19 protein-coding genes and 1 pseudogene are annotated in these 25,579 nt (G+C 67.2%); 15 read left to right on the forward strand and 5 right to left on the reverse strand.

The genetic code is table 11. From position 1 onward, the window contains the following. Positions 1–60 precede the first annotated feature (60 nt). From ACLBWH_RS11535 to ACLBWH_RS11560, 6 genes are all read left to right on the forward strand, one after another. Entirely contained in the window at positions 61–1,074 is a 1,014-nt protein-coding gene (locus ACLBWH_RS11535) for a D-cysteine desulfhydrase family protein (RefSeq protein ID WP_447798948.1), read from the forward strand. 326 nt (positions 1,075–1,400) lie between these two features. Beyond that, positions 1,401–2,480: a catalase family peroxidase gene (locus ACLBWH_RS11540; protein ID WP_447798949.1), complete on the forward strand. Its 1,080-nt coding sequence runs from the start codon at positions 1,401–1,403 to the stop codon at positions 2,478–2,480. Further along, entirely contained in the window at positions 2,477–3,082 is a 606-nt protein-coding gene (locus ACLBWH_RS11545) for a cytochrome b (RefSeq protein WP_447798951.1), read from the forward strand. Before ACLBWH_RS11540 ends, ACLBWH_RS11545 begins: the two co-directional genes overlap by 4 nt. An 84-nt stretch (positions 3,083–3,166) precedes the next feature. Then, positions 3,167–5,746, forward strand: coding sequence for a M1 family metallopeptidase (locus ACLBWH_RS11550; protein ID WP_447798953.1), 2,580 nt, complete (start codon positions 3,167–3,169; stop codon positions 5,744–5,746). 120 nt (positions 5,747–5,866) lie between these two features. Next, entirely contained in the window at positions 5,867–6,553 is a 687-nt protein-coding gene (locus ACLBWH_RS11555; protein ID WP_447798955.1) for a fumarylacetoacetate hydrolase family protein, read from the forward strand. A 42-nt stretch (positions 6,554–6,595) separates the two neighbouring features. After that, positions 6,596–7,099: a hypothetical protein gene (locus ACLBWH_RS11560; RefSeq protein WP_447798957.1), complete on the forward strand. Its 504-nt coding sequence runs from the start codon at positions 6,596–6,598 to the stop codon at positions 7,097–7,099. Between the two features lie 68 nt (positions 7,100–7,167). Here ACLBWH_RS11560 and ACLBWH_RS11565 read toward each other — a convergent pair whose 3' ends face one another. From ACLBWH_RS11565 to ACLBWH_RS11580, 4 genes are all read right to left on the reverse strand, one after another. Next, positions 7,168–10,365, reverse strand: a complete 3,198-nt coding sequence (locus ACLBWH_RS11565; RefSeq protein WP_447798959.1) for an efflux RND transporter permease subunit — start codon at positions 10,363–10,365, stop codon at positions 7,168–7,170. A 1-nt stretch (position 10,366) separates the two neighbouring features. Further along, complete coding sequence (locus ACLBWH_RS11570; RefSeq protein ID WP_447799435.1) at positions 10,367–11,521, reverse strand: efflux RND transporter periplasmic adaptor subunit; 1,155 nt, start codon at positions 11,519–11,521, stop codon at positions 10,367–10,369. A 5-nt stretch (positions 11,522–11,526) separates the two neighbouring features. After that, entirely contained in the window at positions 11,527–12,789 is a 1,263-nt protein-coding gene (locus ACLBWH_RS11575) for a TolC family protein (protein ID WP_447798961.1), read from the reverse strand. A 959-nt stretch (positions 12,790–13,748) separates the two neighbouring features. Continuing rightward, on the reverse strand, positions 13,749–14,090 hold the full coding sequence (locus ACLBWH_RS11580) for a hypothetical protein (protein WP_447798963.1): 342 nt from the start codon (positions 14,088–14,090) through the stop codon (positions 13,749–13,751). 420 nt (positions 14,091–14,510) lie between these two features. Here ACLBWH_RS11580 and ACLBWH_RS11585 point away from each other — a divergent pair. From ACLBWH_RS11585 to ACLBWH_RS11620, 8 genes and pseudogenes are all read left to right on the forward strand, one after another. Then, positions 14,511–14,681 (forward strand): annotated as a pseudogene (locus tag ACLBWH_RS11585) (tail tape measure protein); the annotation flags it as partial. 252 nt (positions 14,682–14,933) lie between these two features. After that, complete coding sequence (locus tag ACLBWH_RS11590) at positions 14,934–17,201, forward strand: phage distal tail protein, Rcc01695 family (RefSeq protein ID WP_447798965.1); 2,268 nt, start codon at positions 14,934–14,936, stop codon at positions 17,199–17,201. After that, on the forward strand, positions 17,198–17,995 hold the full coding sequence (locus ACLBWH_RS11595; protein WP_447798966.1) for a DUF2163 domain-containing protein: 798 nt from the start codon (positions 17,198–17,200) through the stop codon (positions 17,993–17,995). Before ACLBWH_RS11590 ends, ACLBWH_RS11595 begins: the two co-directional genes overlap by 4 nt. Next, entirely contained in the window at positions 17,988–18,383 is a 396-nt protein-coding gene (locus tag ACLBWH_RS11600; protein ID WP_447798967.1) for a peptidoglycan endopeptidase, read from the forward strand. Before ACLBWH_RS11595 ends, ACLBWH_RS11600 begins: the two co-directional genes overlap by 8 nt. Beyond that, complete coding sequence (locus ACLBWH_RS11605) at positions 18,383–20,542, forward strand: GTA baseplate fiber-binding domain-containing protein (protein ID WP_447798969.1); 2,160 nt, start codon at positions 18,383–18,385, stop codon at positions 20,540–20,542. Before ACLBWH_RS11600 ends, ACLBWH_RS11605 begins: the two co-directional genes overlap by 1 nt. Before the next feature lie 2 nt (positions 20,543–20,544). Further along, positions 20,545–21,048, forward strand: coding sequence for a DUF2793 domain-containing protein (locus ACLBWH_RS11610; protein WP_447798971.1), 504 nt, complete (start codon positions 20,545–20,547; stop codon positions 21,046–21,048). Positions 21,049–21,162: 114 nt separating this feature from the next. Next, positions 21,163–22,284 (forward strand): OmpA family protein, encoded by a 1,122-nt coding sequence (locus ACLBWH_RS11615; protein ID WP_447798972.1) that lies wholly within the window; start codon positions 21,163–21,165, stop codon positions 22,282–22,284. A 165-nt stretch (positions 22,285–22,449) separates the two neighbouring features. After that, a complete protein-coding gene (locus tag ACLBWH_RS11620; RefSeq protein WP_447798974.1) occupies positions 22,450–23,751 on the forward strand; it encodes a UDP-glucose dehydrogenase family protein in 1,302 nt (433 codons plus the stop codon). Here the strand turns inward: ACLBWH_RS11620 and ygfZ are convergent. After that, positions 23,730–24,449, reverse strand: a complete 720-nt coding sequence (gene ygfZ, locus ACLBWH_RS11625) for a CAF17-like 4Fe-4S cluster assembly/insertion protein YgfZ (protein ID WP_447798975.1) — start codon at positions 24,447–24,449, stop codon at positions 23,730–23,732. The genes ACLBWH_RS11620 and ygfZ overlap by 22 nt on opposite strands. Before the next feature lie 71 nt (positions 24,450–24,520). Between ygfZ and pyrC the strand changes: the two genes are divergently transcribed. Further along, on the forward strand, positions 24,521–25,558 hold the full coding sequence (pyrC, locus tag ACLBWH_RS11630; RefSeq protein WP_447798977.1) for a dihydroorotase: 1,038 nt from the start codon (positions 24,521–24,523) through the stop codon (positions 25,556–25,558). Positions 25,559–25,579 lie beyond the last annotated feature (21 nt).

Below are 25,579 nucleotides of genomic sequence, written 5' to 3' on the forward strand. Positions count from 1 at the left end.
GCGCGCCGGAACGCGTTCGAGGGGTGGAAGACGCCAGCGATCGCGGCTCAGGAGTACTTGATGCGTTATCTTAACCGGCCTCGGTTCGCGATGATCGACCAGCCGACGCCAGTCCAACGACTGGAGCGCTTAGAGCAAGCGCTCGCCATTGACGGCTGCCCGCCGATCTACGTCAAACGTGACGACCTGATGAGCATTGGCGGCGGCGGCAACAAGCTTCGGAAGCTCGAATTTCTGATCGGCGAAGCGCTAGCGCAGGGCTGCGACACGTTTATCACGACAGGAGCGCGGCAATCGAATCATGCGCGATTGAGCGCGGCTGCCGCGGCACGCGCCGGGCTCTCCTGCGAGTTGATCCTGACCGATACCGTTGCGCGCAATGACGAAGCCTACCAGCGTAATGGCAATGTGCTGCTTGACGATCTGTTCGGCGCAACCGTTTTGCGACAGCAGAGCGGCGTTGATGCATTAGCCGTTGCGAACGAGCGTGCCGAAAGTTTATCTGCCGAGGGACGCCGCGCCTACGTCGTTGGTGCTGGTGGTTCCTCGCCTCTCGGCTGCCTCGGCTATGCAGCGTGCGCAGGAGAAATCCTCGTTCAGGAGCGGGACCTAAGGCTACGCTTCAGCCGGATCATCGTGCCGAACGGTAGCTCTGGTACCCATGCCGGCTTGGCTGCGGGCATGAAGGCAGCCCAAGACGAGGCCTCGCGGATTGTATCGTTCACCGTCCTAGCCCCGATCGCAAAGGCGCGTGCGGTCACCACCGAGCTTGCCGCACAAACCCTGGCTCTCATCGATCGGGCAAGCGCGTTCGTAGAAGGTGACATCGCTGTTCAGAGCGGTCAGCTTGGAGACGGTTACGGCGTGCCTACAGATGCGATGTTCGAAGCGGTTCGGATGGTTGCTCAAACGGAGGGACTGATTCTTGATCCGGTTTACGGCGGCAAGGCCTTTGCCGGCCTTATCGCTGCCATTCGAGAAGGCGTCTGGCGCGGTGATGCACCGATCCTCTTCGTCATGACTGGCGGCTTGCCCGGCCTGTTTGCGTATGAACCAGCGTTTCGCTCGAATTAGCCGCGTGACACAAGAAAGTGGTCAGTCTCAAGACATGAATGAGTGACGGAGATTAAGAACTGGCAAGCCGGCGCTGAACGTCTGCTTCGGGGTCTACCCGCCGGAAGCTGCCGGACGACTCCCGACCCATCTTTTGCCGTTCGATGGATAGCAAAGACATCCCGCAACCAGCCATTCCACCAACTTGCACCAGTCCGGTTCCTCTATGTTCGACGGAGCGTTCGAACGAGCCGAATTATCCCAGCAGCAATCTTTTTTGGCATATGGAATAAAATCCGCTCGCCGTCGTCTGACAAGCAACAGTCACGATCGGATGCCGAGCGACCATGCCAGACTTAAATCGCGCCACCACCGGCGCCCTTGCGCTGATCGGCGCCATTGTCCTTGCACTCGTCGGCACCTTTGCCTGGGCGGCGGGGTGGATCGGCAGCGGTCGCACTAATGGCGGCGACGTGATGCGCGCGCTGGAAGACAACACCGGCAAACCCGAGTCTGGCTATCGTCGCGCCCACGCGAAGGGCCTCTGCTTTAGCGGTCGCTTCGACGCCAATGGCGGCGGAACCGCTTTGTCGACCGCTAGTGCGTTTCAGCCGGGTAGCTATCCGATCATCGGCCGCTTCGCACTGGCCGGCGGCAATCCGCTGGCCGGTGATGGGCGCAACGTGTTCCACTCGATGGCGGTCCAATTAAAGACGCCAGACGGACAGGAATGGCGTCTTGCTATGGATCACACCCCCATCTTCCCCGTCGCCGACGTTACTTCGTTCATCGCGCTCCAACGCGCTACTAAGCCAGACCCGAGGACGGGCAAGCCCGATCCCGCCGTCATGGAGCCGTTCCTTGTCGCGCATCCCGAGGTGAAAGCGTTCCAGGCGTATATGAAGGCGGCGGAGCTGCCGAACAGCTTCGCCAACGCGACCTATTATAGCATCAACGCCTTCCGCTTCACCGACGCGGGCGGCACGACAAGGGCGGTACGATGGCAGTTTGAACCCGAGGCACCACTGGCAGGGCTCGACAAGAAGTCGCTCGATTCGCTGCCGCGCGATTACTTGTTCAAGGAATTCATCGCCCGCACCGCGAGAAGCCCGTCACGCTGGCAGCTCAAGCTGGCGGTTGCCAACCCTGGCGACATAACAAATAAGGCCACGGTGGCGTGGACCGGGTCTCACCACATAATAGACGCCGGCACGCTGACGATCAGCGCCGCGCAGCCGGAAGAGACTGGCGCCTGCCGCGACGTAAATTTCGATCCGACCATCCTGCCACCGGGCATCGCCGTGTCGGACGACCCGCTACTCGCGGCTCGTTCGAAGGCATATTCGTCCTCATTTACCCGTCGCGCCTTAGAAGGTCCGCATCCCAGCGCGGTCGGCGCGGAGACCGCCAAGGAGCACGCCCGATGAGCCGCCGCTCACCCGACTTCCATCCACTCTTGCGCGTCATCCACTGGCTGATGGCGGCGATGGTGTTCACGATGCTGTTTATTGGCGTCGGCATGGTTTCAACGGCCGGTCCCGCGTACCTAGACCTACTGGCGCTTCATCGACCGCTAGGCATCGCGATCTTGGCCTTGGTGCTGATCCGACTGCCGCTTCGCCTCGCAACCGGCGCACCGCCGCTGCCGGATGATCTGTCACCGCTGCAGAAGCGGATTGCTTGGGGTTCGCACATCTTACTCTACCTGACGCTGTTTGCCATGCCGCTGATCGGCTGGGGCATGCTCTCGGCAGGCCGCTACCCAGTGCGGCTGACGAAAGAAATCACGCTGCCGGCGATCCTACCGCACGACATCCAACTCTATGGCTTCCTGCGCGAGGCCCACACCGCGGTGGCGCTAATGTTCTTCGCGCTGATCCTGGCGCATCTCGCGGCCGCGCTGATGCACGGGCTCGTTCGGCGCGATGGGGTGCTCAGGAGCATGACGGTCGGACATGGTCCTGCCACCAACCCACCACCTTCGCTGGAGCATGACACGTCGGAGGAACCCGCTACCTTGCCCGCATGACGTTCGACAAGCTCCGCATCTTCGCTGCCGCCGTCGCGCACGACAACGCGCGCTTTTCGACCTCGACATAAAGAAGCCTGTCCGATGCCCTTTGCGCTTTTCCGTGCCGCCCTGCTGGTGAGCGCCGCAGCTACCAGCGTCACTGCTGCACCGGCTAAGTCACCACCTGTCACGCCCCGGCCACTCGCATACCGCCTCGACCTGTCGGTGCTGCCGGACCGACCACGCTTCGCCGGCCATGTCGAGATCGACGTCGATCTGCCCCGCGCATCTTCCAGCATCGCCATCGACGGACAGGCGCTCCACGTCACTCACGCGGCGCTTCTCCAGTCCGGTGGGGAGACTGCGGCCGCCTACCGCGAAACAGATGCGGCAGGGCATGCGCGTCTCGATCTCGCGCGTCCTGCCGCGGCTGGACGCGCGACACTGGTGCTCGACTATGACGCTGCCTTTGGCAACGAGCTTGCTGGGCTCTACCATTACAAATCCGGAGGTAACTGGTACGCCACGTCGCAGATGGAGACCAGGTCCGCGCGTCGAGCCTTACCGTGTTTCGACCGGCCCGGTTATAAGACGCCCTTCACCGTCTCAATCGTGACCGCGCCCGGCCTGACCGTCGCCAGCAACTCGGCGCAGCATTCGGCGACTGCAACCGGATCGCTCGTGCGGCACGACTTCGCTACCACCGCGCCGCTGCCAAGTTATCTGCTGGCGTTCGCCGTCGGACCCTTCGCCGTCTTCTCGACCAGCATCGCGCCTGACGGCGAGCGGCCGATACCCCTGCCGTTACGCATCCTTGCACCGCAAGGTGCTGGCAGCGCGACGTTGGCTTTTACCCAGACCGGGCCGATCCTGCGGCAGCTTGAACATTATATGGGCCGGTCGTACCCGTACGCAAAGCTCGATCAAATCGCCTCGCCGCTGATGTTTGGTGGCATGGAGAATGCAGGCGCGATCGTTTACCAACAATCGGTGCTGCTGCCCGCCAATTCACGCGATCCGGCGAGCCAGGCCGAGTTCGTCCGCGAGGTGTCGCACGAGCTGTCGCACCAATGGTTCGGCGATCTGGTCACGCCCAAGAGCTGGAGCGACCTGTGGCTGAACGAGAGCTTCGCCAATTGGATGAGCTATCGCATTGGCGATCGCTGGCGTCCCGAACTGCACATTGGCACGCAGCTGGCCGTAGAGGCGATCGACGCGCTTGGTCAAGACGAGCTCGCCGCTAGCCATCCCGTGCACCAGCCCACGGACGAGGACGGCGAACCGTTCTTCGACAGCATCACCTATGGCAAGGGTGCCCAGGTGCTTGGCATGTTCGAAGCGTATATGGGGGAGGACCGGTTCCGCGCCGGGCTGCAAGCCTATCTTGGCCGCTTCGCCGATCGGAACGCTGACACGGACGATTTCTTTGCCGCGCTGGCGGACACCACGCACGATCCTCGCCTCCTCGCCGCGTTGCGCGGCTTCGTCGAACAGCCCGGGGTGCCGGTGATCCGTCTCGACCGGACGCTCACGGGCTTTCGCCTGAGCCAGTCGCGCTATGCCCGGCTCGGCGACACGGTGATGCCCGAGCGTTGGTCGGTGCCGGTCTGTTATCGTGTCGAAACAAAACGCGCCTGCGTGATGCTCGACAAGCCGCAGGCCGATATAACAGTCCGGGACGCGCCCGTTGTCATGCCCAACGCAGGCGGTACGGGCTATTATCGCTTCGCGCTGTCTCCGGCGGATTGGCGCTCGCTGATCGCTACGTCAGCGAGCATGGCTCCCGCCGAGGCGCTGATGACGACCGACAGTCTATGGGCCGGCTTCGCAGCAGGAGAGATCGGCCCCGATCTCCTAATCTATGCGGCGCGACGCATGGTCGCCAATCCCTTCGGCCCGGCCGCGATCGATGCCGGTAAGCGCCTGGCCGGGCTTTGGCATCAGGGTCTCATCCCGCCGGAGGATAGGCCACGCTACCGCCATCTGCTGATGTCGATCTATAGACCGCTACTTGATCGCGTCGGCATGCGCCCGAACGGCGGGGCACGGGACACGGCCGATCGGCAACAGCTGCGTATCGGTGTGGAACGCCTGCTTGTGAGCGAGGCCGCTGACCCGGAAGTGCGCTCGGCCTTGGCCGCATACGCGGCGAAGGCGCTGGAAGGCGATCCTAAAGCGCTGGAACCCGGCCTCGAGATACCAGGATACGCCGCCTATCTCATGGTTGAACCGGCAACGCGTGTGCCGGCGCTATTTGCTCGTTTGACGATGGCATCCCATAGCAATGATCGCGAGATTGTCGCCTACGCGCTTGGCACCGGACGGGACCAGAAAGGAACCGCGTGGCTGCTAGATCACCTTTCCGAACCCCGACTGTCGCCCCTCGACCGCTGGCATGTCCTGTACGGTCTCACCGAGGATCCGGGATCGCGCATGACAGCTCTGCCCTGGACCGCTGCCCACCTCGACCTGCTGAACGGAGTCGGCTGGAACACTGTGATCGGGCTGGCGGACAAAGCCTGTTCGGCGACCGACGCTAGCCTGTGGGCGAATGCCGTTCGTCCGCACATCGCTGGCAACGGGAATGCCGCGCTAGTCTTGCGGGTCACGCAAGGGAAGATCATCAACTGTGCGGCGCTGCGTGATCGGCGCGGTCGCGACATCGCTGCCTCGCTCGGCTGAGCCGGTCCGCCAAGCTTCTACAGCGGCGGCAAGCGGGGCTACACGAATTTTGCAACGATGACGGCCTGACGGCCAAGCCTACAAGTCGCAGTATCAACAACATTTGGTGTGAGGTGTACCATGGCGCTCGTTGTCCAGTCACAAAAGCCCGCTCTCGTCCCCGTCGTGGGCACGGCCGACTCCTTCCCTGTGGGCCGGACCTGGTGCGTCGGGCGCAACTATGCCGACCACGCCAGAGAAATGGGTCATGACGATCGCGATCCACCTTTCTTCTTCGCCAAGCCTGCCAGTGCCGTGGCGCTGGACGGCAGCGAACTGCCATTTCCCCCGCAAACCAAAGACCTTCATCATGAGGTGGAGCTGGTGGTGGCATTAGCAGGCGGCGGTAGCGACGTGACCGTGGAACAGGCGCATGGCCTCGTGTTTGGCTATGCGGTTGGCTTCGACATGACGCTGCGGGACGTGCAGGGCTTGGCGAAAAAAGCCGGACGGCCTTGGGATCTGTCTAAGGGGTTCGACCGATCGTGCCCGATCGGGCCGATCGCCCCGGCCGCTCGTATCGGACATCCCTTGAGAGGCCGTATCGAGGCGACAGTTAACGGGGAGGTGCGACAGCACGGCGACATCGACCAGATGATATGGTCGGTCGCGGAATGCATCGCGTGTCTTTCCCGCTCGATCGAGCTGCTGCCAGGAGATCTGCTAATGACCGGTACGCCTGCCGGCGTTGGCAGCGTCCAGGCCGGCGATTGGCTGCGCGGCCGGTGCGACGGCGTCGGCGAAGTCAGCGTGACGTATCGCGCCTGAGCGGATGCACTCGGCAGTTTTTGAAAAACGGTGAGGCGTAGAATGGATCGGCTTTCCTTTTCTTTGAGCGCCGATCAGCGCGACGGCTTTCGGCTCGGCACTGCTGCGACCCGGCAGAGGCTGCTTTTCGGCACCTTGCCGCCGGGCGGCGGCTTTACGCCGTTTGGCGCCGCCCACGCGACGACGGTTAGCGGGCGTCAGACTTTCGCGACTGTCGATCCGGTCTTCACCAAAGGCCTGGAGGACATTCCTTTATTGGAAGCGCGCCCGCTAGGTTCGGCATCACTGGCAGCGAGGTCATTGACGAGGCACTTCCGGGCTGCCGCCGAGATGCGGGCTCGCTCACACTTTCGTCGTTTTCGCGAAAGGTCGTTTTCGCGAAAGGCGGTGCCGCGCTATGTCGGCATCGCCATCCGCGTTCCGCAAGCAAACCGTCCGCGTTCTAATACATCGGGCCATTCCCGTTGTTCGATCCTTTTAGAGAAAGCTGGGGAGGTGGCGGGCAAGGCCGAGGCTCAGAACCTCCCCCGCCGCCCACATGAATGAATGGCGGAAGGCGGGGAGCGGAAAAGAGGCCGGGAATGACCGAATGTGGGTCTTAATGCATTGGCACGTCATGCGTTCTCCTGGCCTCGTTTCGCGCGGCGTTCGGCACCAAACCGAGCAAATAAGACGGGTAGAACGAACAACGTGAGCAGAGTCGCTGAGATCAAGCCGCCGATCACGACGGTTGCCAGCGGCTTCTGCACCTCCGCCCCCGCTCCGTGCCCCAGCGCCATGGGAATGAACCCGAGGCTTGCGACTAGCGCCGTCATCACGACAGGACGGAAGCGCAACAATGCACCTTCGTGGGCCGCCTCAACCTTGGTTCTGCCCTGTCGTACGAGATCCCGTATCGAGCTCAGCATAACGAGGCCGTTGAGAACCGCGACGCCCGAGAGCGCGATAAACCCGACCGCCGCCGAGATGGAGAAGGGCAGTCCGCGAAGCAGCAGCGCCAGGATGCCGCCGACAAGCGCCAGCGGCACGCCGGTGAAGACGAGCGCAGCATCGCGCACATTGCCCAGCGCGCCAAACAGCAGCAGCATGATTGCCACGAAACAGATCGGCACGACGATGACGAGACGGGCGCGCGCCGACGCGAGGTTCTCGAACTGCCCGCCCCATTCGAGATACGTGCCTGGCGGCAACGCCACCTTGGCGGCGATCTCCGCCTGCGCTTCCTCGACCACACCCGCGACGTCGCGACCGCGCACGTTCGCCTGAACGACGACGCGTCGCTTGCCGTTTTCGCGGCTGATCTGGTTCGGTCCGTCCCCGATGCCGATCTCCGCCACGCTGGCGAGCGGCACGAACGAGCCACTCGCGGTCGGGACCGGTATCTGTCCGAGCGCCTGCAGGTCAGATCGCGACGACTCGGCCAGACGGATGACGACCGGGAAGCGTCGGTCGCCTTCGAAGATCATGCCTGCCTCGCGCCCGCCGACCGTCGCCGCGACCACGTCCTGCACGTCGCCGGCCGTCACGCCGACGCGCGCCATCGCGTCGCGGTTCGGGCGGATGTCGAGGAGCGGCAGCCCCTCGGTCTGCTCGACGCGCACGTCGGCGGCGCCACGCACCTTGCGCAGCACCTCGGCGATGCGGTTGGCGGTTGCGTTCATCTGGCCGAAGTCGTCGCCGAACACCTTGATCGCCAGATCGCCGCGGACGCCGGCGATCAGCTCGTTGAAGCGCATCTGGATCGGCTGTGTGATTTCGTAGCTGTTGCCGGGGATGGTCGAGACCTTCGCCTCGATCCGTTCAATCAGCAACTCCTTTGTGAGGCTCGGGTTCGGCCATTCGCCGCGCGGTTTCAGGATCACGAAGGTGTCGGTGGCGTTTGGCGGCATCGGGTCGGACGCGATCTCCGATGTACCCGTTCGCGAGAAGGCGTAGCGCACTTCGGGTTCGCGCGAGATCGCCTTCTCGACGGCAAACTGCATGTGCTGGCTCTGCTCGACCGAGGTGCCGGGCGGCCGCCATGCCTGGACGAGGATGTTGCCCTCGTCGAGTTGGGGCAGGAATTCCTGGCCGAGCGTCGTGAAGGCCAGCACGGCTGCGGCGACCGCGAGCACCGCACCACCCATCGTGACGGTCGGCCGCCGCATCGCGGCGTCCAGGCCGGGCTCGTATCGGCCCTTGAGCCACGACACGATGCGGCTCTCCTTCTCCTCGACCCGACCGCTCAGGAACGCCGCGATCGCGGCGGGCACGAAGGTGACGGACAGCACGAAGGCGAAGGCGAGGGCGATGATCACCGTTAGCGCCATCGGCTCGAACATCTTGCCCTCGACCCCCGAGAAGGTGAGCAGCGGCGCATAGACCAGGATGATGATGGCCTGCCCGTAGACCGACGGTCGGATCATCTCGCGTGCCGACGCGGCGACGATGTCGACGCGTTCCCGGAGCGGGAGGCGCTTGCCGACCTCGTGCTGGCGCTCGCCCAAGCGACGCAGCGCGTTCTCGACGATGATTACCGCCCCGTCCACGATCAGACCGAAGTCGAGCGCGCCGAGGCTCATCAGGTTCGCCGATACGCCGGCTTGCAGCATTCCCGTGGCGGTCAGCAGCATGGTAATCGGGATCACCAGCGCCGCGATCAGCGCCGCCCTGAAGTTGCCGAGCAGCAGGAACAGGACGACGATGACGAGCACCGCGCCTTCAGCGAGATTGCGCGCTACCGTAGAGATTGTCGAGTTGACGAGATCGGTGCGGTCGAGGACCGGCTTCACGACAATGTCTGCCGGCAGCGACCTACCGATCTGACCGAGGCGTTCGCGCACCGCAGTCGATACGGTACGGCTGTTCTCGCCGATGCGCATCACCGCGGTCCCGACCACCACCTCGTGCCCGTTCTCGGATGCCGAGCCCGTGCGGATCCCCTGGCCCGCGCGGACGGTGGCGACCTGGCTGAGGAGGATGGGCACGCCCTCGCGCGTCGCCACGACGTTGCGCGCGAGTTCATCGGCCGTGCGGACGCGTGCGTCGGATCGGACGAACAGGCCCGAGCCGTTGCGGTCGACGGTGCCGGCACCGATGCTGGTGTTGCTCCGCTCGAGCGCACGGGCGAGGTCATCGATGGTCAGGCGCAGAGCCGCGAGGCGCTGCAGGTCGGGGACGACGAGGAACTGCTTGTCGTAGCCGCCGAGCGAATCGACGCCGGCGACCCCGTCGGTTCCCCGAAGCTGAGGTGCGACGATCCATTCCTGGACGGTGTGGAGGTACGTCGCCTTGTCGCGCTCGGCGACGAGATGCTCGCCTTCCGGGGTTATGTAGCTGCCGTCCTTCTGAACCCCGGGTTCGCCATCGCGGTGCCGTGCGCGGTCCAGTTCACGGTATTCGACGGTCCACATGAAGATGTCGCCCAAGCCGGTGGCGATCGGGCCCATTTCGGGCATCACGCCTTGCGGCAGCCGCTCTCGGGCGGCACCGATACGCTCGCCCACCTGCTGGCGCGCGAAGTAAATGTCTGTCCCGTCCGAGAAGACCGCGGTGATCTGGGCGAAGCCGTTGCGGTTCAGCGAGCGGGTGAACTCGAGCCCCGGTATTCCCTTGAGGGCCGTTTCGATCGTGAAAGACACCTGCCGCTCGATCTGGTCCGGCGACAGCGACGGGGCCATCACGTTGACCTGCACCTGGTTGTTGGTGATGTCGGGAACGGCGTCGATGGGCAGGCGCTGGAGCGCGAACACCCCGAGCAACGCGGCGGCGGCGGTGAGCAGCAGGACGAGCCAGCGGCGCTCGACCGAGAAGGTGACGAGACGGGCTATCACATCACATCTCCATCTCGCCGCCCTTGCCGAGTTCGGCCTTGAGCGTGAACGAGTTCGTGGTGGCGATCCGCTCCTTGCCGGACAGGCCGGACGTGACGACCACCCTGTCGCCATCGGGCCGACCGGTCGTCACGGGGACGGCGCGGAAGCCGGTGACCGTGCGCACGAAGACGACGGCCCTGTTCTCAACAGACTGGATCGCGGTCGACGGCACTGATACGCTGGCGCCTCCGCTGCTCGGCAGGATCAGCGAGGCGGTGACCGGCTCGCCCACGCGCCACGTTCCACCCGAATTGTCGAGCGTGGCGATCACCTGGACGAGCCGCGTGGTCTCGTCGAGGATCGGGGAGACGAAGCTCACGCGACCCTCCTGTCGTCGACCGGCCGCCGTCACCTCGACGCGCGTCCCGGGTCGGACGCGGCCGGCATCCGTCGGCGACAGCGACGCCGTCACGGTCACTCTCGAGAGGTCGGCGACGCGGTAGAGCTCCGCATTCGCGTCGACCGTCTGACCGAGCACCGCGGGTCGCGCGATCACCTGGCCCGAAATGGGCGATCGCATCGCGATCCGGTTCAACGCACCGCCGCCGCCACCGGTGGCACCGAGCTGCTGCTGGGCAAGTCGGAGCGCGATGCCCGCTTCCGTCGCGACGGTCCGCGCGGCGATCAGATCCTGCTCGGGCGAGACGCGCTCGGCGAACAGCCGCTGCTCACGCCGCAGGTTGGACTGCGCGAGCGCGGCGCGGGCGCGCGCGGCCTCGACCTCGGCCTTCAGCGATGCGGCCTCGCGGCTCTCGATCACCGCGAGCGCGTCGCCGCGTCCCACGCTCTGGCCGAGGTTCCGCGTCAGCGAGACGAGGCGCCCGCCGATCGTGGCCGACACGACCTGCACGCCCTGCGGGTCGCCTTGGACGATCCCGGGTAGTTCGATCGCGCCGGCCCCGCCGCCGACCATCGGCGCCGACACCTCGATGCCGGCGTCGGCGATCTGGCGTGCAGTCAGCACCACCGTATCCGTGTCCGCCTTCGCGCCGGCCTCTCCCTTCTCCATGCCCCCCATGCCGGCCATGGCGTCGGTCTTGTTCTCAGGGCCGCCGCCGCCGCATGCGGCGAGTGCGAGCGGCATCAGTGCCGACAGGAGCACGCTGCTGGTCATCGTCTTCATCGTTGATACTCCGCGTGCGCTGGCGCCGGGGCGGTGAGCCGTTCCAGCCGGGCCTGTGCGTCATGATATTGGGCGAGCGCGTCGATCGCCGCCGTCCGGGTCTCGGTGAGCGTGCGCTCGGCCTCGAGCAGGTCAAGCTGGCCGAACTTGCCCTCGCGGTAGCCGATCCGCGCGATGCGGGCCGCTTCTTGCGCAGCGGCAAGCGTGGGCCCCGTGGCGTTCCGGGCCGTGGTCGCCGCGTTCGCGGCGTCGACGGCGGCCGAGGCGATCATCTGTTCGGCATCGAGAACAGCCTGCCGCCGGTTGGCGTCCGCCTGCTGGCGCTGCGCGGTGGCTAAATCGAGGGAGGCGCGGCCGCTGTTGAAAAGCGGCAGCGGGATCGAAACGCTGAACACCCCTGCCATGTCGTTGCTCGCCTCGAGCCTTCGCGCCGCCGCGCTGACGGTGACGTCCGGAATGCGCTGGCTCCGGGCTAGCCGCACCTGCGCCGTGGCGGTCGTGAGATCGGCCTGCGCCGCGACGATAGCCAACGTGCCGGCCGAACGGATCGGAATGACCGGGCCCACGCCTTCGACCCGGCCGAACCACGCTGCGTCGAGCCCCGTGACGGGTCGTCCGATCAGCCGACCGAGATTGTCGAGTGTGACTCCCGCCGAGCGGTCCGCCCGTTCGGCGGTGCCCTCGGCATTGAGCCGCGCGACGTCGGCGCGCTGCTCCTCTAGCGGCGAGGCGCGACCGGCCCGGACGCGCACCCGCGCTGCCCGCAGCACTTCGGCGGCGATGCCGACCTGCTCCCGTGCGATCATGGCTCGGTGTCGTGCCGCGCTCGCGTCGTTGTAGGACTGCACGACGCGCTGTCGCAGATCGGCTTGCGCGATGGCACCCTGCAGCGATGCGCGGCCGAGCTGCGCGTCGGCGACGGCCACTCTAGCGGAACGCTTCCCGCCCAGTTCGAGCGGCAGCGAGAAACCGACCGTCGTCTCGGACGAGCGCAGCCCGGTGTAGGGGCCGGTGCCTGCGACGTTCTCGGCCATCGCGTCGAACGAGGGGTTGGGTCGCAGTCCGGCCGCGGTTCGCTGCGCTTCTGCGGCGCTGACCCCCAATCGCGATGCCTCGATCAACGGCGAACTCGCGCCGGCTGCGGCAAGCGCATCGTCGAGGGTCAGTCCGGGTTCGGTCGCCGACGATGCGGCGGTCTGCGCCTGCACCGACGGTGCGCAGACGCCTGCGGCCAGAACGGCCGCAATGATGCGTTTCATTCGAAATGCTCCTGACGGGGATGAGTCGGGCGCGAGTGCCCGATCGGCGACGTCAGGCTTGTGGGGGTCTCAAATGCGGGTCGCTGCGATGTCCAGAGATCACCACCGACCCGGCGGGGACGAAAACAACCGCGGTGGCGCTAGACAGACTGGGTGCCTGCGCGAGAAACGGTGTCGCGACATGGTGTCCATGGCAACCGGTGTGGCAATGCGGATAACCTCGGTCAGCGTCTGCCGGCACCTCGTCACAATTGCCTGCAACGTGCAGCGCTGTCTGATCCGACATTTCGGCGCACTCAAAGTCCGCAGCCTGCGCCGCACCGCTCCATGCGGATACGACCAGCATTAGACATGCAAACATGGTGAGCAGGACACGCATCTAGCCTTACCTATCACGTCTCTTAGCAAGGGTAACCCACATACTCCCGCTGCCCCTTAACATCCCAATTCCGTCCAATGATGACGATTAACGAATGTCTGCTCTCGGCGCGCCGAGATGTGTCGCTAAACGACCGCAATTGGGTCAATTGGTGTCACAACCGGACGGTTTTGACGCTCTAGGCCGATGCACGACTTTTTGCAGGCTCACAGGTGTCGGAAGCCGGTGTAAGAATGTCTGCTACCGTATCGGCAAGCTGTGCGGATCGATGATCAACCCGCGGGTGGGCTGCCACCCGCCGTTCGACATGAACCAGTGTCGGCTCACGTCATCGGAGCCGCCGCAAGTAGTCGGGCCATAATCTTCCAACTACTGGCCGCCTAGCCCGCTGCCTATTTAGCTGAACGAACGGCTGCTTACGCTGATTGCCGCCCGAAATCAGCCGGGCCGGTTTCCACCCACTAGCAAGAGTTCGAATATCCTGCTCGACCATATGAACGGAAGGCGGTCGGGGCTAGCGACTCTCCCAAGAGGCAGCCTCCATCTACGCCATGACGAAAAGCAGGGTGTAAAAACAGAATCAATCTTCAGGATATGAAAACAGTAACGGGTCAAACGTAAAAATTTCCGGAAATTGTTCTATGAGCATATTTCCAATCACGCGCTTAGACGCGTGCTTTGTTTCCCATCGTCGTTGCTGCCTGCTTTTTGGGAAACTATTCTTAGTATCCAAAGATATAGCCGTGGATACCTGATCCATGGTGATAATGGCGTCAAAGCCGCCCTCATGGCTAGCCGCTGCCATAATAATGGCAATGGCTGCACTGATAGTAAGGTCATTTGATTGACTGAAATTTTTAAGCAAGATGACGGCATCATTGAGCTGCGTTTTAAAGGTATCACTTGAAACATCAATGTTCATCGACGTCACGCCTCCGGCAATTCAGAGACGGCCCGGCGTAAGCCGGGCGTTGGAAACCCCGCGCTAGGACAAGGCGCTGCCGCCTTTGGGCAAGCCTTGGACATGCGCGACAGCCGCCCGGCCGAAATGCTCGACCGGACCTAGCGATTGGCGGGGTTTCCACGCCCCACGGACGGGATATACCGTGCCGCACGGACTGCGTTACAAAGCTTCCGTGATAGTGCAAGCCCGTTTCTGAGCTAATGAACGGCGGATGGTCGGGCGGGCACCGAGGGCAATCACTGCCTGCAAAGATCGGCAACCGTCGAGTTCTCCGACGTCCGCCTTCGGCGGTTGCGCTCGTCCCAGTGACAAAGTGCAGTAGCGCTTTGTCACTGGGACGAGCACTCGGGATAAACTTGACTGTCAGGATATGTTGCCGAGCTGTTCGTACCGACCGCGAGCGGCCGGGTCGAGGCGGCACCGGCGGCGGGCGCGCGCGACGTGCGGGTGACGATCCACGTGCAGGCCGGGGCGGGGGAAGCGCCGGCGGCGATGGAACGGTCGAGCCGGCAGGTCGCGCGAGCGGTGCGCGCGGCGCTGGAGGGGTGAGGCGGCGCGGGCGCGTTCGGGGGGAGGCGCATAGGGTTTGTTCGCGCGAAGACGCGAAGGCGCGAAGAGGGTGGTCGTTGCGGCGCGCTGCCTTCACCCCTCTTTCGTCATCCCGGCGGAAGCCGGGACCTATGGTTGGGGGACATGGGGTGTGGCGCGCCGTCGTGGGTGTTGCGCGGCCATGGGTCCCGGCCTGCGCCGGGATGACGGAGGGGCGGGGGCTGTCCACCGCCGGCACAGGGGAGATCCGATATGGCGTATTGGCTGTGCTCCCGGCGGGAGCAGCAGGCGGAGGGGGTCGTCTCGCGGTTCGATCCGCGGTTCTGGACGGTCAATTTCCCGCGGCCGATGATGGCGGCGGTGACCAATCCCGCGGCGGATGCGATGCGGGTCGATGCGGTCTTCCATACGCGCGCCGATCTCGCCGGGCTGATCTGGGAGGCGGAGGACCGGTTCGATCATCCGTTGCTGCGCTATGAGACCGATCGCGATTTCCGCGGCTGCCGGTTGCGGTTCCGCTGGCGCTCGGCGGGGATCAAGGCGCTGGATGCGGTCAACGGGCCGACGCTGACGATCGAGGGGCGCGATGCCGCGGGGGTGGCGCGGGCCTGGTATGTCAGGCTGTGGAATTATGCGGTGGGGACGCGCGAGGATGCGGTCGTCACACTCGATTTCGCGCGGCTGTCGGGCGGGTTCCGCTTGCCCGACGAGGCGCAGCCGGTGTGGGCGGGGGATGTCGACCGGCTGTTCGTGTCGCTGGTCGCGCCGGAGTATGATGGCAGCGCCGCGGCGCTGCCCACGGCGCGGGAGGGCTGGGTCGAGCTGACCGGCATCGCCTGCGACGGGCCGGGGGCGGTGCTGGCGATCGGCGACGCGGTCATGCCAGAGCACGGCTTCGCCATCGCGAGCGGCTATGACGACAGCTACAATCTCACCCCGGCGCGGTTGCTGCGCAATGCGCTGCATCTGGGGTATCGCGGCACGATCACGCATTACGTCGGGATGAGCCATTATTTCCGGCTCGATGCGCTGTACGGCGGCTTCTACGTCGGGCTGAGCGGCGGGGTGCTCAATGTCGCCTGCGCCGCGTGGCATCGCGATTTCGCCGCCCGCGCCGAGATGTTCGGCTACGATGTCATCTGGTCGCTGAGCTACGAATTGCTCGACGCGCATTGCTGGAACGACTGGAAGCAGCGTGCCGCCGACGGCGCACCGGCGCAGACCGGCTGGGTGCCGCCGTCGACCCTGCTGTCGCCGTCGCACGACGGGGCGATGGGATACCTGCGGCAGGTCGCGGCGGCGTTCGTCGCGATCGGCGTCGGCGCGGGGCTGGCGCCGATGTTCCAGGTCGGCGAGCCGTGGTGGTGGACGATGGCGGACGGGCGGCCGTGCCTTTACGACGCGGCGGCGGTGGCGGCGTTCGCGCCGGTGGCGATTCCCTCGGTCCGCGGGGCGCTGGATGCGGCGCAGCGCGCGACGCTGGATCGCGCCGGGACGGCGCTGGCGGCGTCGACCGCGGCGCTGGTCGCGGCGGTGAAGACGGCGTTTCCGGGGTGCCGGAGCCATCTGCTCACCTATCTGCCGACGGTGCTCGACCCCGCGGCGCCCGAGCTGAAGCGCGCCAACATGCCGCCCGGCTGGGCGGCGCCGGCGTTCGATGTGCTGCAGCTCGAGGATTACGACTGGGTCACTGCGGGGGACGGCGCCGCGACCGCGCGCGGCGTTGCCACGGTGCAGGCGCGGCTCGGCTATCCGCCGGCGCGGCAGCATTATCTCGCCGGGTTCGTGCTGCGCGGCGACCAGGCGGCGGTGCATTGGCCGCTGATCGAGGCGGCGGCGCTGGCGGCGCGAACGCGCGGCGTCGCGGCGGCGGTGCTGTGGGCGCTGCCGCAGGTGATGCGCGACGGCTTCGTCCATTTCGAGGGGGAGGATGACGTGCAGGATTATGACGACGTGCTGTTCCCAATCGCGCTGGGGCGCGAGGCGGCGGTGATCCCGGGCTTTGCGACGACGATCCTGACCGCGGCGGGCGGCGCCGAGCAGCGCAACGCCGGCTGGGCCGAGGCGCGGACGAGCTACGATGTCGGGCCGGGGGTGCGCAGCGAGGCGGATATCGCGACGCTGCTCGCCTTCTTCCGCGCGCGGATGGGGCCGGCGCGTGCGTTCCGGTTGCGCGATCCGTTCGATGCGGGCGCAACCGACGCGCCGCTCGGCAGCGGCGACGGGGTGCGGCGGCGGTTCGCCCTGGTCAAACGTTATGATGCGGCGACGCGGCGGATCGTGCGGCCGGTGGCGGGCAGCGTGCGCGTCGCGGTGGATGGCGTCGCGACGCAGGGCTTCGTGCTTGAGGCGGGGGGCGTGGTGCTGCTCGATACCGCGCCGGCGGCGGGGGCGGTGGTGCGTGCGAGCTTTGCCTTCGACGTCGTCGTCCGCTTCGCCGAGGACCGGTTGCGGGTGAGCCGCGCGACCTTCCTCGCCGGCGAGGCGGTGTCGGTCCCGCTCATCGAGGTGCGGGCATGAGCGCGCTGTCGTGCGTCGCCTTCTGCTGGCGGATCGAGCGGCGCGACGGCGTGGCGATCGGGCTGACCACGCACGACCGCGATCTCGTCATCGACGGGCTGGTGCACCGCGCCGCACCGGGGATGGTGCCGTCGGCGATCGAACGCTCGGCGGGGCTGGAGGCGGATACGATGGACGTGCGCGGCAGCCTGACCAGCGCGGCGATCGGCGAGGCGGACCTGCTCGCCGGGCGCTGGGACGGGGCGCGGGTGCGGCTGTTCGCGGTCGACTGGGAGACGGGGGCGCTCGTCGCCGAGCTGGGCGAGGGGCGGATCGGTGCGGTCGAGCTGGGCGAGGACGGCTTCACCGCCGAACTGGCGGGGGCGAGCGCGGCGCTCGACCGGCCGGTGGTGGAGGAGACGTCGGCGGAATGCCGCGCCGAGCTGGGCGACCGGCGCTGCCGCGTCGCGATGGCGGGGCGGCGGCGGTTCGCGCGCGTGGTGGCGGTCGCCGACCGGGTGGTGACGCTGGATGCCGCGGAGCCGGTGGCCGGGGCCTATGCGGGCGGGGTGTTGCGCTGGTTCGGCGGCGCGAACGGCGGGCTGGTGCAGGCGATCGACCTGTCCGCCGGGACGAGCGTGACGCTGCGCGCCGCACCGGCCTTTGCGGTGGCGGCGGGGGCGTTGGTGGAACTGGTCGAGGGGTGCGACAAGAGCTTTGCGACCTGCACGGCGCGGTTCGGCAATGCGGCGAACTTCCGCGGCGAACCGCATCTGCCGGGGGTCGACCTGCTGACCCGCTATCCCGGTGGGTGAGCGCGTCGCGCAGGTCGCTTCGGCCTTGGTGGGCGCGCCGTTCCGGCTGCACGGACGCGAGGCGGCGCATGGCTTCGATTGTATCGGGGTGATCGCGGCGGCGTTGCGCGGCGCGGGCTTGGCCGGCGACGTGCCGAGCGGATATGCGTTGCGGGGCGGCGATCCCGCCGCGGTGATCGCACGGTTCGATGCGGCGCTGGCACGGGGCGACGGCAGCGCGGCGGGTGACGTGCTGCTGTTCCGGGTCGGGCCGGGGCAGCTGCATGGCGCGGTGCGGACGGCCGAGGGCATCGTCCATGCCGATGCGGGCTTGCGGCGGGTGGTCGCGCGGCCCGGCGTGCCGGACTGGCCGCTGCTGGGGGTCTGGCGATACGAGGGGAGGGGCTGATGGCGACGCTGGTGCTGAGCACGGTCGGGCAGATGGTCGGCGGGCCGATCGGCGGCGCGGTCGGGGCGATCCTCGGGCAGGCGATCGACGGGCGGCTGTTCCGCGGCGCGGCGCGCGAGGGGCCGCGGCTGACCGAACTGGCGGTGCAGACGTCGAGCTACGGCACGGCGCTGCCCAAGATCTTCGGGACGATGCGGGTCGCCGGCACGGTGATCTGGTCGACCGATCTGATCGAGACGCGCAGCAGCCAGCGCGGCGGCAAGGGGCAGCCGGGGACCAACAGCTACGCCTATTCGGCGAGCTTCGCGGTGGCGCTGTCGGCACGGCCGATCCTGGCGGTGCGGCGGATCTGGGCAGAGGGCAAGCTGCTGCGCGGTGCGGCCGGCGACTGGAAGAGCCAGACCGGGTTCCGCCTGCACTTGGGGAGCGAGGATCAGCCGGTCGATCCGCTGATCGCCTCGGCGATGGGGACGACGCCGGCCTATCGCGGGATCGCTTATGCGGTGTTCGAGGGGATGCAGCTCGGCGCTTTCGGCAATCGCATCCCGTCGCTGACCTTCGAGCTGGTCGCGGATGCCGCGGCGGTGGGATGCGGCGCGATCGCCGCGGCGCTCGCGCCCGAGGTGGTGGCGGGCGGCGGGCTGGCGCTCGACGGCTTTGCGGCGTCGGGGGCGAGCGTGCGCGGGGTGCTCGATACGCTGGCGATGCTGGACAGCGGCTGGTGGCGGACCGCGGGCGCGCAACTGGTGCGGCAGGGCGATAGCGGCACCGCGCTGTTGGTCGCGGATGCGGGCATGGCGGCGAGCGGGCGGACGGCACGGCGGCGGCAGACGGTGGCGGCGCTGGCGAGCGTCCCGCGCGAGGTGGCGGTGGCACATCACGACCCGGCGCGCGACTATCAGATCGGCGTCCAGCGCGTCCGTCGCCCCGGCGCCGGCGAGCGGATCGACCGGGTCGAGCTGCCCGCGGTGGTCGCGGCGGCGACCGCGAAGGGGGTTGCGGCGGCGCTGGTCGCGCGCGGCGAGGTCGAGCGGACGCGGCGGGAGGTGGTGCTGGGGGTCGAGGGGCTCGGCATCGCGCCGGGCGCGATCGTCGCACTCGCCGACGAGGCGGGACGCTGGCGGGTCGCGGCGAGCAGCGTGTCGGGGATGATGACGACGCTGACCCTGGTGCCGCTCGGCGCGATGCCGGCGGTGGCGAGCGCGAGCAGCGGGCGGGTGGCGGCGGCGCCCGACCGGCCGATCGGCCGGACTTGGCTGATCGCGGCGGAGCTGCCGGGGCTCGGCGAGGTGCCGCTGAGCGCGCCGCGGGTGAGCGTGTTCGCGACCGGCGAGGGGGCGGGGTGGCGGCAGGCGGCGCTGCTCTACAGCCTCGACGACGGGGCGAGCTGGACCGCGGCGGGGGCAACCGCGGCGCCCGCGACGATCGGCCGGATCGAAATCCCGCCGGCGGCGGCGTCGGCGCTGCTCACCGATCGACGCAGCCGGATGGTGGTGGTGCTGCGGCGGGGCGACATGACGCTGGGCGACGCCGATGCGACGAGCCTGGCGCGTGGCGACAACCTGGCGCTGCTCGGCGACGAGCTCATCCAGTTCGAGCGCGCGGCGCCGCTGGGGGAGGGCCGCTGGGCGTTGACCGGTCTCTATCGCGGGCTGCGCGGCACCGAGGCGGCGATCGGCACGCAAGCCGCCGGCGACCGGTTCGTCCTGATCGAGCCGGGGGCGGTCGCGACGATCGACCTGCCGGTGGCGGCGATCGGACGACGGCTGCGTCTGCTCGCCAGCGGGGTGGGCGATGCCGACGGGCCGGCGGAAACCACGGTGGCGATCACCGGCGCGTCGGTGGCGCCGCCCGCGCCGGTCCATGCCGTCGCTGAGACGCAGGGGGATGGCGGGCTGGCGATCCGCTGGACGCGACGCAGCCGGGCCGGCTGGGCGTGGTCCGACGGCGTCGACGCGCCGCTGGTCGAGGAGGCGGAGGCCTATCGGCTGACGGTCACTGCGGCGGACGGCACGCGGCGGGTGGTCGAGACGGCGGCGCCGTATCTGCGCTTTGCCGCCGGCGAGCGACCGCCGGCCGGCACGACGATCGCGATCGTCCAGCAGGGTACGCTGGTGGCGTCGCAGCCGGCACGTATTTCCCTTTCGGATGGAGGATGACGATGACCGATCAGATCAGCGCGCGGCTGGCGCTGCCGTTGCTCGCCGCCGGGCAAACCGGCAAGGAGGTGACGCACAACGAGGCGCTGACGCGGCTCGACATGCTGGTGCAGCCGGCGGTGGCGGGCATCGGCGGCAACACGCCGCCGACTGCGCCGCAACCGGGGCAATGCTGGATCGTCGGCCCCGCACCGACCGACGCCTGGGCGGGGCATCGGGATGCGCTCGCCGGCTGGACGGGTGGCGGCTGGCGGTTCGTCGTTCCCGTCGACGGGTTCGCCGTGTGGAACTCGATGTCCGGTCAACCGATTGTCTATCGTGACGGCCGCTGGCACGACGGCGACGTGGTCGCCGGACGGATCGTGATCGGCGGCGTCGCCGTCGTCGGTTCGCGCGGCGGCGCGATCGCCGATCCCGATGGCGGCACCGTCGTGGATGCGGTGGCGCGCAAAACATTGACGGGGATTCTCAATGCTTTGCGCCAACATGGTCTGATCGCGGGATGAAATCGGGTGTGTCATCCTTGCAACAGGTCTGAGCTTTTGCATTCTTGCGTGGAAACCAACCGTCGGATAGTGAGTTTGCCCTGTCCGTAGTGACACTCAAGAAAGGGGACTCCTATGCGGAAGCTTGCCGTCGTACTGGCACTGGCATCCACCGCGCTCGCCACTCCCGCCCTCGCCCGCGACAAGTCGTGGTACGTTGGCGTCGAAGGCGGCGCGATGATCGTCGAAGACATCGATTATGACATCGGTGCTACCTCCAAGGCGGCCACGGTCGACCACAATTACGGCTATGACGTCGATGGCGTCATCGGTTACGATTTCGGCGGGTTCCGCGTCGAAACCGAAGTCGGTTACCGTTCGGCGACCGTCGACGGCTACAGCTCGACGCTTCGGACTCCGGCTTACGCCGCGAACGGGGCATTGAGCTCGGTTCCGCAGGGCACCTATGACTATGCCGGTGGCAAGACCTCGGCGCTCAGCTTCATGCTGAACGGCCTGCTCGACTTCGGCGACGATGACGGCATCCAGGGCTTCGTCGGCGGCGGTGTCGGTGTGGCTCGCGTCAAGGCGAACTACGGCCTCAACAACCGAGGCAACTTCGTCGACGATTCCGACACCGTGTTCGCATGGCAGGGTCTCGCCGGCGTCCGCGCTCCGCTGACCGACCATATCGACGCGACGCTGAAGTATCGTTTCTTCAACGCCGACAACGTCAAGCTGGTCGACGTGACGAACCGTCAGTTCGAAGGTCGTTATCGTTCGCACAGCATCCTCGGTGGCGTGACGTACAACTTCGGTTCGCCGACCCCGCCGCCGCCGCCGCCCCCGCCGCCCCCGCCCCCGCCGCCCCCGCCGCCCCCGGCGCCGGTTGCAGAGGCTCCGGTCTGCTCGCCTGGTCCGTTCATCGTGTTCTTCGAATGGGACAAGTCGGACGTTACGCCTGAGGCCGCGTCGATCCTCGACAACGCCGTCAGCCAGTACCAGAGCTGCGGTAACGCGCAGGTCATGCTGGCCGGTCACGCCGATAAGTCGGGTTCGGCCAAGTACAACGTCGGCCTGTCGCAGCGCCGCGCGGACTCGGTGAAGGCGTATCTCACGTCGCACGCCATCCCCGCCGGTGTCATCTCGACGGAAGCGTTCGGTGAGAGCCGTCCGCGCGTCGACACCGCCGATGGTGTTCGCGAAGTGCAGAACCGTCGCGTGGAAGTCACCTACGGCCCGGGCGCCGGTCAGTAAGACCAGCTCCTACCGTTGGAATGCAAATCGGGAGGTCGGCGCAAGCCGGCCTCCCTTTTTGTATGTGCGGGCCCGGCGCCGCCCCCGGATCGCTCCACCGGCACAGGCTGGCATTCGTGTCCTGTTCGGCTAGAGAGCGTTCTCCATCCGCCAAGAGGGTAATCGATGCGCATCACGATGATCGGTTCGGGCTATGTCGGCCTGGTATCGGGGGCCTGTTTCGCCGATTTCGGCCATGACGTGATCTGCGTCGACAAGGACGAAGGCAAGATCGCCGCGCTCGAGGCGGGGCGGATGCCGATCTACGAGCCGGGGCTCGACGCGCTGGTGGCGACCAACGTCGCGGCCGGGCGATTGACCTTCACCACCGATCTCGCCGCGTCGGTCGCGGGGGCGGATGCGATCTTCATCGCGGTGGGCACGCCGTCGCGTCGCGGCGATGGCCATGCCGACCTCAGCTACGTCTTCGCGGCGACCGAAGAGATCGCCGCCGCGGTAACCGGTCCGACCGTCGTCGTCACCAAATCGACCGTGCCCGTCGGCACCGGCGACAAGGTCGAGGCGATCCTGCGCGAGAAGCGGCCCGACATTGCGGTGGCGGTCGTCTCCAACCCCGAATTCCTGCGCGAGGGCGCGGCGATCGGCGACTTCAAGCGTCCCGACCGGATCGTCATCGGCACCGACGACGAGGCGGCGCGCAAGGTGATGCGCGGCGTCTATCGGCCGCTCTACCTCAACGAATCGCCGATCCTGTTCACCGGGCGCCGCACGTCCGAGCTGATAAAATATGCGGCGAACGCCTTTCTCGCGACCAAGATCACCTTCATCAACGAGATCGCCGATCTCTGCGAGGCGGTGGGCGCGAACGTCCAGGACGTCAGCCGCGGCATCGGCCTCGACAATCGCATCGGTGCCAAATTCCTCCATGCCGGTCCGGGTTATGGCGGATCGTGCTTCCCCAAGGATACGCTCGCGCTGCTCAAGACCGCCGAGGATTTCGAAAGCCCGGTCCATATCGTCGAGGCGGTGGTGAAGGTGAACGACAGCCGCAAGCGTGCGATGGGCCGCAAGGTGCTGCACGCGCTGGGCGGCAGTCCCAAGGGCAAGACGGTGGCGCTGCTCGGCCTGACCTTCAAGCCCAATACCGACGACATGCGCGACGCACCGTCGATCGCGATCGCGCAGGCGCTGAACGATGCCGGCGTGACGGTACGCGCCTATGATCCCGAGGGGACCGAGCCGGCGCGGCGGATGATGCCGGAGCTGAATTATTGCAAGGACGCCTATGAGGCGGCGACCGGCGCCGATGCGGTGGTGATCGTGACGGAATGGGATGCGTTCCGTGCGCTCGACCTGCCCAAGCTGGCGTCGATCATGGCGGCGCCGGTGCTGGTCGACCTGCGCAACGTCTATCGCCGCGACGACGTCGAGGGGGCAGGCTTCGCTTATACCGCGGTCGGGCGCTGATCCTCGGCGAGCGCTGCGGCCAGCCAGTCGGGGCGCAGCGCATCGCCGATCGCCTCGACCCGGCGGTGCTCGACCATCAGGCCGAGGTCGGGATAGGTGGCGCGGGTGCGATCCCCCGGTTCGCCCAAGGGTGCGACGACCAGGCGGCGGTTGACCTTGGCGCGATGGTGCATCCGCGCGGTATTCTCCTGGCCGATATAGCAGCCCTTGGTGAAGCTGACGCCGTTGAGTTCGCGGGCGTTGCATTCGAGCCACAAGGTCTCGCCGAGCTCGCCGACGCCTTCGACCACGCCGAGCGACAGGCGATGGGCGTGCCAGCCCGAGGCTGCGGCGGACTCGGGCGCGATCCAGCGCCAGCCGAGTTGCGTGAGACGCGGGTCGGGCACGCCCTGACCCGGTTCGCGCGACCAATGGACCGCAAGGCCGTCGTCGCGCGCGATGGTGATCGCCCGGCGTAGCCGGTAGAGGCCGAGCCGGCGGATCAGCGCATCGGCCTGCGCTGCCTCGGCATCGAGCAGCAAATTGTCGCCGTCCGCCCAGACGATGAAGTCGAACAAGGCCTTGCCCTGCGGCGTGAGCAGCGCCGTCCACACGGGAAGCGCTGCGATCACGTCGTTGGTGACCAGCCCCTGGAGAAAGCCGCGGACGTCATCGCCGCCGAGCCGGACGAGCGCGCGATCGGGGAGGGTGGTGTTCATCCGTCCTACCTAGTGTCCGATCGGGCGTCATCAAGCTGGCGGGCCCGGTCCGCCGCCGATAGGGAGGGGGGATGACCGATCGCCTGACCATCCGCCGCCCCGACGACTGGCACGTCCACCTGCGCGATGGCGCGATGCTCGCAGCGGTCGCGCAGCACACCGCGCGGCAGTTCGCGCGTGCGATCATCATGCCCAATCTGACGCCGCCGGTGACCGATCTGGCGGCGGCGGCGGCGTATCGCGCGCGGATCATGGCGGCGTTGGGCGAGGGGGCGGACTTCACGCCGCTGATGACCTGCTACCTCACCGACGATGCCGATGCCGGGATGATCGCGGAGGGCTATGCCGCCGGCCTGTTCGCGGCGTGCAAATTATATCCCGCGCATGCGACGACGAATTCGGCACATGGCGTCACCGACATCCGGCAGCTGACGACCGTGCTCGAGACGTTGCAGCGGATCGGCATGCCGCTGTTGATCCACGGCGAGGTCACCGATCGCAGCATCGATATCTTCGATCGCGAGGCGGTGTTCGTCGAGCGCGTGCTGACGCCGCTGACGCGCGACTATCCTGCGCTCAAGATCGTGCTCGAACATATCACCACCGCCGAGGCGGCGGCGTTCGTCGCCGAAGCGGCGCATCCGATCGCCGCGACGATCACGCCGCAACATCTGCTGATCAACCGCAACGCGATCTTCGACGGCGGCCTGCGCCCGCACGCGTATTGCCTCCCCGTAGCCAAGCGCGAATCGCATCGGCTGGCGGTGCGGCGTGCGGCGGTGTCGGGCAGCCCGCGCTTCTTCCTCGGCACCGACAGCGCGCCGCATGTCGTCGGCGCGAAGGAATCGGGCTGCGGCTGCGCCGGCATCTTCAATGCGCCTTATGCGCTGGAGGCCTATGCCCGCGTCTTCGACGAAGAGGATGCGCTCGACCGGTTCGAGGGCTTCGCCTCGGAACATGGCGCCCGCTTCTACGGACTGCCGCTCAACAGCGGCACGGTGACGCTGGTCCGCGCGCCCGTCACCGTCCCGGATCGGATCGGCGCGGGCGATACCGCGGTTGTGCCGTTCATGGCCGGCGAGACGATCGGCTGGCGGCTGGAGGTCTGAGCCGCTGGCCGCCGCGCCGCG

The organism is Sphingomonas sp. M6A6_1c, assembly GCF_053345135.1.